Raw genomic sequence first — 12033 nt, 5'->3', positions numbered from 1 at the left:
GGTGCCAGTCCTCCGCACCTCACCGCCGAGAAACGCATGGAGCGTCGAGACACGGGTGTGCACCCCCGTTTCTCGACGCTCCGTGCGTTTATCGATGAACACCGGCCAAAGCGACTACTTGCCCACCCAAGCCCTGGCGGACGAGCCTGCCCGGCATCACCCCTTGAGGCGCGTCATCTCCGGGTCGAAGAGCGGCTCGGCGGTGACTGTGGCCGGCAGGCGGCGCCCGAGGTATTCGATCTCCACAGCGTCACCGACCGACAGAGTATTCGGCAGCCAGGCGTAGGCGATCGACTTCCCGATCGTGTACCCGTATGCCGCCGAGGTGACGTAGCCGTCCGCGACACCCGAACCTACCGATCCGTCCGACGTCGCCGAGGCGGCCCTGCCGTCCGCGACACCCGACCCACCGACCACGTACACCGGCTCCTTGCCGAGCACCACGTCAGACGGCACGTCGAGGGTGAGGCACGTCAGTTTCGTCGTCGCGGCTGCGGCCCTCGACTCCAACGCGGCCTTGCCGGTGAAATCGTCGGTCTTCGACGCCTTCACGGCGAATCCGAGTCCGGCCTGAACCGGTTCGTGTTCGCTGGTCATATCGGTGCCGACGGACCGGAAGCCCTTCTCCAGGCGCATCGAGTTGAAGGCTTCGCGACCTCCGGCGATGATGCCGAATTCCTCACCGGCCTCCCACAGCACGTCCCACAGTCGCGAACCGAGGTCCGCCGAGGTGTAGATCTCCCAGCCGAGTTCGCCGACATAGGACAGGCGCATCGCCGTGACCGGCACTCCCCCAAGCACCGCAGGCTTGGTTCGGAAGTATTTGAGTCCGGCGTCGCTGAAGTCCTCGTCGGTGACCTTGGAGATGACGTCCCTGGCCAGCGGCCCCCACAGTCCGATGCAGCAGGTTCCCGGCGTCGTTTCGCGCACGGTCACCCACTTCGACGGGTCGGCGGCCGACTGATGCCTGGCCGCCCGCGAGATGGCGGCGAGGTCGATGTTCGAGTTCGCTCCTACCTGGTAGGTCTGCTCGTCGAGGATCGCGACCGTGATGTCGCTCGTGATGCCGCCGGCTTCGTCGAGCAGCAGCGTGTAGCTGACCGCTCCCGGTTTGCGCAGCATCGACGAGGTGGTCATCCCGTGCAGCAGCTCGCCGGCACCGGGGCCGGTGACCTCGAAGCGCTTGAGCTGGGTCATGTCGAACATCGCCACCGAGGTGCGCGTCTTCCACGCTTCGGCTGCGGCGATGGGCGAGTGGAACTGATCCGCCCAGGCGTCCCGTTCCGGTGCCGCCCACTCGGACGGCATCTCCGACAGCAGAGCGGCGTTCGCGTCGAACCAGTGCGGCCGCTCCCAGCCGGAGGTCTCGAGGAAGAACGCACCGAGTTCCTCCTGCTGCCTCCGGAACGGGCTCGAGCGCAGATCACGCGGGGAGACCCGTGGCTGCAGAGGGTGGATGATGTCGTAGATCTCGACGAAATTCTGCTGCGAGGTCTCGCTGACGTAGTCCGCTGACGTCTGCACATCCTCGAAGCGGTTGAGATCGATTCCCGACAGGTCGGTCTTCGACCTTCCTTCGGCGATGAGCTCGGCCACGGCGCGGGCGATACCGGCACCATGGGTCACCCACACCGCCTCGGCGACGAAGAATCCGTCGACCTGACGTGACTGTCCGACCAGCGAACCGCCGTCCGGGGTGAACGAGAAGATGCCGTTGAAGCCGCGCTGGATCTGCGTCTGCGCGAGTTCGGGCAGCAGAGTCTTCGTCGCCTCCCACTCGGGCGCGAAGTCGTCCGGGGTGAAGTCGAGGCTCGAGGGCATCCGTTCGCTGGTGATCTCGTCGGGTGAGTAGGTCTGCAGCGTGTCGAGGTCGACGGGCATCGGCCGGTGCGCGTAGGAGCCGATGCCGATCCGCTCGCCCCATTCGCGGTAGTACAGGTCCTTGTCCTGGTAGCGCAGGATCGGAGCCTGCGCACCGGCGGGCTTCTCGTTCTTGCCCACCAAAGACGGCACCTCGGTGGTCCAGGCGAACTGGTGGCCCAGCGGCAGCAGCGGGATCGGAGTACCGACCATCTCACCGATCTTCGGTCCCCAGAATCCGGCGCAGGAGACGACGATATCGGCAGGAATCCGGTCATCGCCGCAGATCACAGCACTGACGCGACCGCCTGTGGTCTCGATGTCGGTCACCGTGGTGCGATCACGGAATTCGACCCCTGCGGCACGGGCACGGTCGATGACGATCTGAGTGCCCTTCGCCGCCAACGCGAGCCCGTCGCCCGGGGTGAGCAGACCGCCGTGGACCATGTCCCGGTTGAGCATGGGGAAGAGCTTCGCGCACTCGTCGGCGTCGATGACGTCGGCTTCGACGCCGTAGGAGCGGTTCCATCCGGCTCGACGGTGCAGATCCTGCAGTCGATCATCGGTGGTGGCGATCTCGAGGCCTCCGACGGGCAGGAATGATCCGCGCCCGTCGGTGTCCTTGAGCGAGGTGAGCTTCTCGATCGTGTACTGCGCGAATTCGGTCATCGACTTCGATGCATTCGATGAGAAGACGAGTCCCGGGGCGTGTGAGGTCGAACCGCCGGGGATGTTCAGCGGGCCCTGTTCGATGACGAGGGTGTTGGTCCAGCCCAGCTGCGCGAGTTCGTCGGCGAGGTTGGCGCCGACGATGCCGGCTCCGATGATAACGACTCGTGGTGATGAGGTCGGCACTGAGTACTCCTTGTTGTTAACGGTGGTAGAGGCTGTTGTCGCAGCAGACGCCGGAGCTGGGCTCAGTCGTCCAGTGCTGAGTATTTGGTTTCCGGTGCCCAGAAGAGCGAAGCGATGAACCCGACCAGGGGGAAGACCGCCGCGATGAGCAGGGTGCTCGAGACACCGAGGTGTTCGAGCGTGACCGGGAACAGATAGGTCGCTCCGGCCGCACCGACTCGGCTGAATGCCGCGGCGTAGCCGACGCCGGTGCTGCGGAACCGGGTGGTGAACATCTCCGGCGGATAGACATACTGAATGCTGTTCGACGCCGTGATGATGAGGACGAAAGCGCCGAAGACAATGAGCACGACCAATGACGGCAGCTCAGTCCAGCCGCCGAGGAAGACAAGCAGGACCACCATGAGCGCGAAGGTCCAGTTGACGAACGTGCGTCGGGGCAGCAGCCACAGCAGCCACAGTCCCACGCCGGCACCGAGGAGCTGGAGCCCGTTCATGAGCAGATCCGTGGAGAATCCGCTGTTGAGTCCAAGGTCTTCGAGCACCGGCACGATGAACGTGAAGATCGCGAACAGCGGACCAACCTGGCAGAACCAGAACAGTCCGGAGTAGATCACCGTGCGAACGTCGTTCTCGCGGAAGAAGTCGCGCAGGCGGGTCTTGACGACCTCGGTCGGCGCCGGCGGCAGTCCGTACTGCGGGCCATAGTGAGCGGCGACGATCGCCTGCGCCTCGGTCGTGCGTCCCTGAGCCTGCAGCCACCTCGGCGATTCGGGCAGGGCCATGCGCAGGATGAGCACGACCAGGGCCGGCACCGCACTGCTGGCCAGGAGCATTCGCCACGAATCCGCGTCCCAGACGTGGGCGACGACGAACGCCGAGATGAACCCGATGAACCAGAACGCCGCGATCGACCCGAGCAGGACGCTGCGGTGACGGCGCGGGGTGAATTCGGCCAGCAGAGCGGTGCCGACCGCGTATTCGACGCCGATGAGCAGGCCCAGCAGCAGCCGCATGGCCACGAGGTCCCATGTGCCGACGACGAAGAGCTGGGCCAGCGAGACGACGACGAAGCCGACGAGGTTCCAGAAGAACACCCGCTTGCGTCCATAGCGGTCGGCGATCCGTCCGAAGAACAGGCCGGAGACGAAGATGCCGATGAGCGCGCTCGCCGCAATCAGCCCCTGCCCCAGCGCCGACAGCCCCAGCTCCGCGGCCGCCGGAGCGACGGCACCGCCGATGACGCCGAGGATGTAGCCGTCGATGAAGATCCCACCGAAGGCCGCCACTGCGACGAGGAGCACGAGCCGGTTGAGCGGGGCCTCATCTATCGAGATCCGCCCGGCATCGGTCCGCTGCGCGAAAGCATCACGACGGACCGGCTCGATGCCGTCGATGTCCTTCTGCTGTGTCATGTGGTCTCCTTCGACTCACCGAACGAATATGGTAGTCAGCGCCCGGTTCAGGCGTCGATGACGAGGTCGGTCTTCGCCGTCGAACAGCACGGCAGGAACTTCCCCGCGTCGATCTCTCGGGCGCGGATGCCGCCCAGATGGTTCATCTCGACATCGCCGTCGAGTTTGACGACCTTGCAGGATCCGCACATGCCCTCCTGACAGTTCGCGGGGATCTTCACCCCCGCCTTCCGTGCGGCTTGGAGGACCGTTTCGTCCTCCCCGACGCAGACGTTGAGGCCGGTGCGCACGAACGACATCGTGTGCTCACCCTGCCCCACAGTAGGCAGTGCGGCCGGGTCGACGACGGCGATTTCGTCATCGTCGCCCGATTCCCCCGCCGAGGCGGCCGCCCCATCCCCGGCCGGGACCGCGGACCCAGCGTCGGACGCAGATCCGGGCTCTGCCTCGGCGAGGTTCTCATCGGTGACCCCGACGACCTCGATCTCAACCTCGTCCTCGACCGGCACGACCGCCTCGGCGTCGACCGCTTCGGTCGGTGCCCCGACGGCCTCGACCGGTCCGTCGGCGTCGTACTCGGGTTCGTACATGTCGAGCGCGGCCGGCTGGGACTCGAAGTACTCTTCGGTCGTCGCCGCGATCTCCTCGGCGATCTCACCGGCGATGGCGACTTCCTCGGCGTATTCGGCCCGGATCTCACGGTCGCCGGAGAAGAACTCCATGAACACCGAGGTGTCGTCGACTCCGACGGTGCGCAGCAGTTCGGTCGCGGAGTTGAGGTATCCCTCCGGACCGCAGGCGAAGACCTGCCGACCGTTGGCGTCGGGGACGAGCTCCTCGAGCAGCGACGTCGACAGGCGTCCCGTCCGTCCCTCCCATTCGTCGCCGCATTCCCGATCGCCGAGGCAGTAGATGACCTTGATCCGGAAATCCACGTTCGCGAGGAAGTCGAGTTCCTCGGAGAAGGCGAAGGAGTCAGGTGCGGCTCCGTGATAGAGGAGGACGACATCGGCCTGGCCAGGCAGCGAATGCACAGTCCTGATCATCGACATCAGCGGGGTGATCCCGGCTCCGGCCGCGAGCAGCAGGAACCGTGCCCGCCGGTCGTAATCGGCGAGGTGGAAGGCACCGACCGGGCCGAGCATGTCGAGGACGGTGCCGGGACGGAGGTGGTCATGCGCCCAAGGCGACACCTTTCCCCTGGAGTTGCGCTTGATCGTGATCGAGAACGTCCACGGCTCGGTCGGCGCCGACGAGATCGAATAGCTGCGCGACACCGGCTCGGCATTCGGTCCGTCGATGGGGAAGTCGATGTTGATGTACTGCCCCGACCGGAACGCCAGGGGCGCACCGTCCATGCGACGGAAGACGAAGACCATCATCCCTCCCGCCTCGGGGATGGTCTCCACGCATTCGGCGGCGAATTCCTGCGGATGCCACGGACCCAGCGCGGTGGCGGCTCCGGCCGGCTCCGAGGCGCTCGAGAGCACGCGGTTCCAAGGCATCTCCAGTCCGCGCACCCGCTGGGCCAGCGGCAGCGCGGGCACAGCGGAGGATCTCATCCGACGTGCTCCCGCATCCGCTGCACGTACCAGTTGATGAAGGCTTCGACCTGGTACTCGCTCTTCATATACGGACCCTGCTCATAGAACGGACTCGCCGCTCCCTGCTGGCAGAGTTCGACGAATGCTTTGTCCTGCAGGTTGGTCTGCTTCCACGTGTGCGTGAGGGTTTCAAGGTCATAGTCGACACCTTCGACAGCGTCGTCGGCGACGAGCCAGGTGGTGCGCACGAGGGTCTTCGAGGCACTGATCGGGAACGCCGCGAAGGTGATGACGTGATCGCCGAGGAGGTGGAACCACGAGTTCGGCTGCAGATGCATCGAGCAGCGACCGAGGCGGAAGTCCGGAAGATCGCCGAGCAGCTTCTTCGACAGCCGGCGCCCGTCTGCCGAGAAGGACTCCCCCGCCCCGTCGAGCGATTCGCGGGAGATGCGGATGCCGCCGACGCGGGTGTCGAGTTCTTCGACGACCTCATAGGGCAGGCCGTAGCGGCGGCAGCGGTATTCGAGGGAGGCCTGCGCCTGCTGATTGCGGTCCCAGACGTCTTCGAGGTGCGGCGGGATCGTCTCGTCGGTCAGCCCCCAGGTCGGGAACAGCGAGCACGCGAGCTCCGGGTGGCCGTCGCAGTGGTAGCACTCGCGGTTGTTCTCCATCACGAGCTTCCAGTTGCCCTCTTCGACGATATTCTGCTGAAAGGCGACCTTCGTCTTCGCCAGCTCGTGCGGGGCGACATAGGGTTCGAAGATCTTCGCGGTCTCGTGGAAGTCCGTCGGCGGCTCTTCGGCCAGGCAGATGAAGACGAGTCCGGCGGCGATCTTCCCGTGCGCGCGCTTGAGCGCGTAGCAGGACTTGTCGAAGGTCATCTCCCCCGGCGCCGAGGCGTGGATGAGGTCGCCCTCGGGAGAGTACGTCCACGAGTGGTAGCCGCAGACGAGGTTGCCCGTCGTTCCCTGCGGATCGGTGAGGACTCGTGCCCCGCGGTGGCGGCAGACGTTGTGGAGGACGTTGACGCCGCCATCGTCGTTGTGCAGGACGATGAGGGAGTACGGACCGTAGTCGAGCGTGACATAGTCACCCGGCTCGGGGATCTCGGCGACGCTGCACGCGAAGACCCAGTGCTGACCGAAGATGGCCTGCATGTCGAGGTTGAAGAGGTTCGGATCCGTGTAGAACGGAGCTTCGAGCGAGAAGCCTGTCCGACGCGTGTCGAGTCGGATGCGGGTCTCGTCGAGCTTCTCCTCGGTGAATCCCGCGGGGAAGCCCTTCTTCGTCGGTGCCAGGTTGGTAGCTGTCAATGCTCATCTCCCTTGATGTCTGCCTGCAGCGGTCCACCGGGGGAAGGGGCGAATTCCTCGGCGGAGACCGCGGAGACCGTGTGCTGCCGGAACGATCTCGACAGTCACACTAGCGAGGAACACCCTGCAGAAAAAGCGCGAGATTTCGTTACATATTCTGCGGATTCACTGCATAATTGTGCCCATGATCGATCCGCGCCTGACGACACTGCGCACCTTCGCCGCCTGCGGCACCGTCGCCGCCACCGCCGAGCTCACCGGCTACTCCGCGTCGGCGGTCTCCGGCCAGCTCAGAGAGCTGCAGCAGACCCTGGGCATGACCCTGCTCGTCAAGGACGGCCGCGGCCTGCGATTGACGTCGACCGGCCGCTATCTCGTCCGCCGCTCCGACGAGCTGACCGCCGCGTGGGAGGACATCCGCGCCGGTGCGCTGGGGGCCGGCGACCAGGCCCCGACGCATTTCGGCATCGGCGGCTTCTCCACCGCCTCGTCGAATCTGCTGGCGCCGTTGGCCGCCAAGCTGCGCACGACTCGTCCCGGGATCAGCGTCCACGTCATCGAAGCGAGCCCTACTCGCTGCTTCGAGCTCCTCATCGCCGAGCGCATCGACCTCGCCGTCATCGTCTCGATGCAGGGCAATGTCCAGGTCGAGGAGGATGACCGGTTCGAGAGCATCGACCTCCTCGACGACCCCCTCGACGTCATGGTGCCCTCCGATCACCCGGTTGCAGGCCGGGAGTCGGTGACGCTGAGCGAACTCGCGGGAGAGGAGTGGATCACAGCAGGCCCGGGATCGCCCTATCACTCACTTTTCATCGCTGCTTTCACAGCGGCGGGGGTGACACCATCGGTGGCACACGAGTCGGCCGAGTGGGAGACCTCGGCAGCCCTGGTCGGGGCAGGAATCGGAGTCAGCCTGTTGCCGCGACTGGCGAGTCTCGCCGGCGAAGACAACGTCAGCCGCGTTCGCCTGACAGGCTCCGGTCGACTGAGTCGAAAGATCATCGCCGCCATGCGGGCAGGCAGTCGCAGATCCCCGCTGATCAGGGATTCCCTTCAACATCTGCGCACGACCTCCCAGTACATCCTCTCCACCCGCCTGCGCGAAGACTCCTGAAACTACACCTCCGCCCGGCCACCAGCACGGGGCTTGACAGAGTTCGCCTGCGACGGCGAGACTGCATCTAAGTCTGATGTCAGACTGATATGTCAGAGCTGTCGACGAACCCCCGTTCGTCGCACTCGCATATCGAATTCCCACGCTTTCGCACCTATGGAGGCTCAACGATGAGCAATAAGGCAATCAGCTACGCAGGTCCCGGGAAGGTCGAGGTCATCGACACCGAGTACCCGGAATTCGTCCTCAAGGACGGGCCTGGAGTCAATCCCGCCAATATCGGCCGCAAGGTCGATCACGGTGTCATCCTCAAGACGGTGGCGACGAACATCTGCGGCTCCGACCAGCACATGGTCCGGGGCCGTACGACTGCCCCGGAGGGTCTCGTGCTCGGTCACGAGATCACCGGTGAGGTCGTCGAGGTGGGCCGAGACGTCGAATTCGTCAAGGTCGGCGATCTCGTGTCGGTGCCGTTCAACATCTCGTGCGGTCGCTGCCGCAACTGCAAGGAAGGCAAGACCGGCATCTGCCTCAACGTCAATCCCGATCGGCCCGGTTCGGCCTACGGCTATGTCGATATGGGCGGCTGGGTCGGCGGCCAGGCCGAGTACGTGCTCGTGCCGTATGCCGACTGGAACGTCCTGAAGTTCCCGGACAAGGATCAGGCGATGGAGAAGATCCTCGACCTCACGATGCTCTCCGACATCTTCCCCACCGGGTTCCACGGCGCCGTCAGCGCCGGCGTCGGGGTGGGTTCGACGGTCTACGTCGCCGGTGCGGGCCCGGTCGGAATCGCCGCGGCCACCTCGGCGCATCTGCTCGGTGCGGCCTGCGTCATCGTCGGCGATCTCAACGAGGATCGACTGGCTCAGGCCCGCGGATTCGGGTGCGAGACGGTCGACGTGTCCAAGGGCGACCCGAAGGACCAGATCGCGCAGATCCTCGGCGAGCCCGAGGTCGACTGCGGAATCGACGCCGTCGGCTTCGAGGCGCGCGGACACGGCAAGGACGCCAGCCACGAGGCGCCGGCAACGGTGCTCAACTCGCTCATGGACATCACCCGAGCCGGCGGCAGCCTCGGCATCCCCGGCCTCTATGTCACCGGCGATCCGGGCGCGCCCGATGAGGCGGCGAAGGAAGGGTCGCTGTCGATGCGGTTCGGGCTCGGCTTCGCGAAGTCGCATGTGTTCGTGACCGGCCAGTGCCCGGTGATGAAGTACAACCGGGGGCTGATGCAGGCGATCCTGTACGACAAGGTCTCGATCGCGAAGAACGTCAATGCGACCCCGATCCGCCTCGAGGATGCCCCGCAGGGCTATGCGGACTTCGACTCCGGTGTGGCGAAGAAGTTCGTCCTCGACCCGCACGGCCTCATCTCTGCCTGAGGCTCTCAGACCTCACGTTGAGCCCGCGCTTCTCATGGCCGAAAGCCGGGTGAAGCGGTGAGAAGTGGTCGCAATCGGATACTTTCAGGACCTCCTGAGTATCCGATTGCGACCACTGTTTTGTGTCAGCGCATCTCCTCATCTTCCAGTCGCGCGAACGCCAGGTGGGCGAGCGCCGCGGCCTGATCGCCGAGCAGTCCGTCGTCGAACTGCACTCGCGGCGAGTGGTTCGTCTCCGCGTCCGGATCGATGCCCTCCGGCGTCGCCCCGAGGAACACGAACGTGCCCGGCACCTTCTGCAAGACGAAGGAGAAGTCCTCCGACCCCATCCGCGGATGTTCCATCTCGACGACCCGCTCGGACCCGAATACTGAGCCCAGCCGCTCGAGCACGACCGTCGACTCGGCGGGGTTGTTCACGGTCACGGGGAATCCCACTTGGAAGTCCACCTCGGCGGTGCAGCGGTGCGCACGGGCGATGTTCTCGGCGATCTCCGTCACCCGCTCCTGCAGCAGGGCCACAGACTCGGCGGAGAGGAAGCGGATGGAAGCGGTGAGCTTCGCCGAATCCGGGATGACGTTGCTGGCCTGCGCGGCTTCGAGCTGGGTGACCGAGACGACGACGGGATCGAAGATGTTGAAGGACCGACCGGTCATCGTATTCAGGGCCAGCACCACCTCGGCGAGCGCCGGCACGGGGTCGCGGGTCGCCTGCGGTTGACTGCTGTGTCCGCCCGCCCCGTGGATGGTCAGGTTGAGGTCGGCGAAGCCGGCCATGAGCGGCCCGCCCTTCGTCGTGAAGCGACCTCGAACGTCGGCTTCGACGTGGATGCCGTAGGCCGCGACGACCGGGACACCGGCGGCTTCGAGCACGCCCTCGGCGATCATCGGCTCGGCCCCGCCTTCGACCTCCTCGGCGGGCTGGAACATGAAGATGATCGATCCGGGGATCTCCTCGCGGTGAGCGGCGAGCAAGCGTGCGGCGCCGACAAGCCCCGCCGTGTGCAGGTCGTGACCGCACGCGTGCATGTTCCCGTTCTCAGAGGCGAAGTCGAGGCCGGTGTCCTCGACGACCGGCAGCGCGTCCATGTCGCCGCGCAGTAGCACCGCGGGCCCGGGTTTCCCGCCCTTGAGGACGGCCACCACCGAGGTGAGCGACTCCCCCGTGGTGATCTCAAGTCCCAGCCCGGCGAGCTCATCGAGCACCGTCTGCTGCGTGAAGGGAAGGTCGAATCCCAGTTCGGGGTTCGCGTGCAGCTTGCGTCGCAGGGAAATGAGATCGCCGAGGTGGCCCTGAGCTTCGGTGCGGAAATCTGGGGTGGTCATGGGGCTCCTCATCGTGTGGGTGGCGTGCGGTTCGGTTCGACCGGTTCCGGTCGGCTGCTGTTACCAATCTATGCCCTCCGGTGGTCAACGCACCCTTGTTGCCGGTCTACACGGGCAAGTAGTGTTGATTACCCACGTCACTCAACGGGGAGACCGAGCGTGCGCATCATCATCACTCAGAACATCACCCTCGACGGTCGTGTCGAGATGCTCGACGACTGGTTCGATCCGCAGGCCCAGGACGAAGAGCTCTCGGCCGAACTCATGCGGCAGTCCGCGAACGAGGACGTGCTGCTGCTCGGTCGGCAGACCTTCGAGGACTTCCGCGGCTATTGGCCGAACGCCACCGATGACACCACCGGAGTCGCGGACCACCTCAATCAGGTCGACAAACGCGTCGTGTCTTCGACGTTGACCGAACCGGGCTGGCAGAACACACAGATCATCAGCTCCGATCCGCTGCGCGCGGTCGCTGACCTGCGCGAGGCACCGGGACGCGATGTCATCGTCACCGGCAGCATCACCCTGGCCCACGAACTCATCGCGGAGGGACTCGTCGATGAGTATCGGATGTTCACCTATCCGGTATGGCAGGGTCGCGGACGCGGTTACTTTCACGACGGCGCGCACTCGGCCAGACCGCCGCGCCTCAAGCTCATCGATGCGAAGTCCTTCCCGAGCGGCATCACCTACTCGGCCTACGAGCCGAGCGCCTGAGCGGCGGCGAACTCACACACAGCCGTAGAGCCGCCTCGCCTCACGCCGTGCCGAACATGACCTTCCGGCCATCAGGGTCCTCGACCGTGACGACGACATCGTCGACCGCCACGAGCGGAGTGCCCGCGTTCTTGATCCGCTCGAGGAACTCCGCCTGATCCGGAATCCGGAAGTACAGATGCGTGAGATTCGACTCGGCCACGGGCGGGAACGCATAGTCGGCGAACGCCTCCGCCGAATGCAGAGCCAACTGCACTCCCCCTGCCTCGACAGTGAAATACGTGTACTCCTCATCGCCCTCGGTCGTCAGCGGCAGGCCCGCGATCTCGCGATAGAAGGCGGCGGTCGCCTCGGCATCGGTGCAGGTGAGGAACACCCCGCGAAACGTCGATTCCATGGCCAACTCCCTTCGCTGCGGATGGCACGGACCGTGCTCCGTGCGATTCCGGTAGCCGCAGTGTACCCGCCGAGGCGGCCGACCGTCAGTGCCCCAACGACGAAT

Annotated in this window: 9 protein-coding genes; 3 read left to right on the top strand and 6 right to left on the bottom strand. The window is 65.5% G+C overall.

The window, feature by feature from the left end; translation table 11 throughout:
* Positions 1-156 precede the first annotated feature (156 nt).
* From AC3CD9_RS17080 to AC3CD9_RS17065, 4 genes are all read right to left on the bottom strand, one after another.
* On the bottom strand, positions 157-2715 hold the full coding sequence (locus tag AC3CD9_RS17080) for a GcvT family protein (protein WP_488365180.1): 2559 nt from the start codon (positions 2713-2715) through the stop codon (positions 157-159).
* A 62-nt stretch (positions 2716-2777) separates the two neighbouring features.
* Positions 2778-4130, bottom strand: a complete 1353-nt coding sequence (locus tag AC3CD9_RS17075) for an MFS transporter (protein WP_488365179.1) — start codon at positions 4128-4130, stop codon at positions 2778-2780.
* 47 nt (positions 4131-4177) lie between these two features.
* Positions 4178-5692, bottom strand: coding sequence for a flavin reductase family protein (locus AC3CD9_RS17070; RefSeq protein WP_488365178.1), 1515 nt, complete (start codon positions 5690-5692; stop codon positions 4178-4180).
* Positions 5689-6909, bottom strand: coding sequence for an aromatic ring-hydroxylating oxygenase subunit alpha (locus tag AC3CD9_RS17065; protein WP_488367572.1), 1221 nt, complete (start codon positions 6907-6909; stop codon positions 5689-5691). Before AC3CD9_RS17065 ends, AC3CD9_RS17070 begins: the two co-directional genes overlap by 4 nt.
* Before the next feature lie 262 nt (positions 6910-7171).
* On the opposite strand from AC3CD9_RS17065, the gene AC3CD9_RS17060 reads away from it, so the two are divergent.
* Together AC3CD9_RS17060 and fdhA are read left to right on the top strand one after the other, a co-directional pair.
* Entirely contained in the window at positions 7172-8104 is a 933-nt protein-coding gene (locus AC3CD9_RS17060; RefSeq protein WP_488365176.1) for a LysR family transcriptional regulator, read from the top strand.
* Positions 8105-8274: 170 nt separating this feature from the next.
* A complete protein-coding gene (gene fdhA, locus AC3CD9_RS17055) occupies positions 8275-9489 on the top strand; it encodes a formaldehyde dehydrogenase, glutathione-independent (RefSeq protein WP_488365175.1) in 1215 nt (404 codons plus the stop codon).
* A 125-nt stretch (positions 9490-9614) separates the two neighbouring features.
* Here the strand turns inward: fdhA and AC3CD9_RS17050 are convergent, their stop codons facing one another.
* Positions 9615-10814 (bottom strand): M20 metallopeptidase family protein, encoded by a 1200-nt coding sequence (locus AC3CD9_RS17050; RefSeq protein WP_488365174.1) that lies wholly within the window; start codon positions 10812-10814, stop codon positions 9615-9617.
* Between the two features lie 159 nt (positions 10815-10973).
* On the opposite strand from AC3CD9_RS17050, the gene AC3CD9_RS17045 reads away from it, so the two are divergent.
* Positions 10974-11531 carry a dihydrofolate reductase family protein gene (locus AC3CD9_RS17045; protein WP_139467764.1) on the top strand — a complete coding sequence of 186 codons (558 nt, stop codon included), beginning with the start codon at positions 10974-10976 and terminating at the stop codon, positions 11529-11531.
* Between the two features lie 40 nt (positions 11532-11571).
* On the opposite strand, the gene AC3CD9_RS17040 is transcribed toward AC3CD9_RS17045, so the two are convergent.
* Positions 11572-11928 carry a VOC family protein gene (locus tag AC3CD9_RS17040; RefSeq protein ID WP_488365173.1) on the bottom strand — a complete coding sequence of 119 codons (357 nt, stop codon included), beginning with the start codon at positions 11926-11928 and terminating at the stop codon, positions 11572-11574.
* Positions 11929-12033 lie beyond the last annotated feature (105 nt).

The organism is Brevibacterium sp. MGP-B1 (assembly GCF_057766545.1).
This window is presented reverse-complemented; position numbering and strand designations above follow the sequence as displayed.

Excerpts from the sequence above, each read along its gene's own strand:
- AC3CD9_RS17050 (WP_488365174.1), bottom strand. The coding sequence starts at position 10,814 with ATGACCACCCCAGATTTCCGCACCGAAGCTCAGGGCCACCTCGGCGAT.
- AC3CD9_RS17060 (WP_488365176.1), top strand. The coding sequence starts at position 7,172 with ATGATCGATCCGCGCCTGACGACACTGCGCACCTTCGCCGCCTGCGGC.
- AC3CD9_RS17075 (WP_488365179.1), bottom strand. The coding sequence starts at position 4,130 with ATGACACAGCAGAAGGACATCGACGGCATCGAGCCGGTCCGTCGTGAT.
- AC3CD9_RS17070 (WP_488365178.1), bottom strand. The coding sequence starts at position 5,692 with ATGAGATCCTCCGCTGTGCCCGCGCTGCCGCTGGCCCAGCGGGTGCGC.
- AC3CD9_RS17040 (WP_488365173.1), bottom strand. The coding sequence starts at position 11,928 with ATGGAATCGACGTTTCGCGGGGTGTTCCTCACCTGCACCGATGCCGAG.
- fdhA (WP_488365175.1), top strand. The coding sequence starts at position 8,275 with ATGAGCAATAAGGCAATCAGCTACGCAGGTCCCGGGAAGGTCGAGGTC.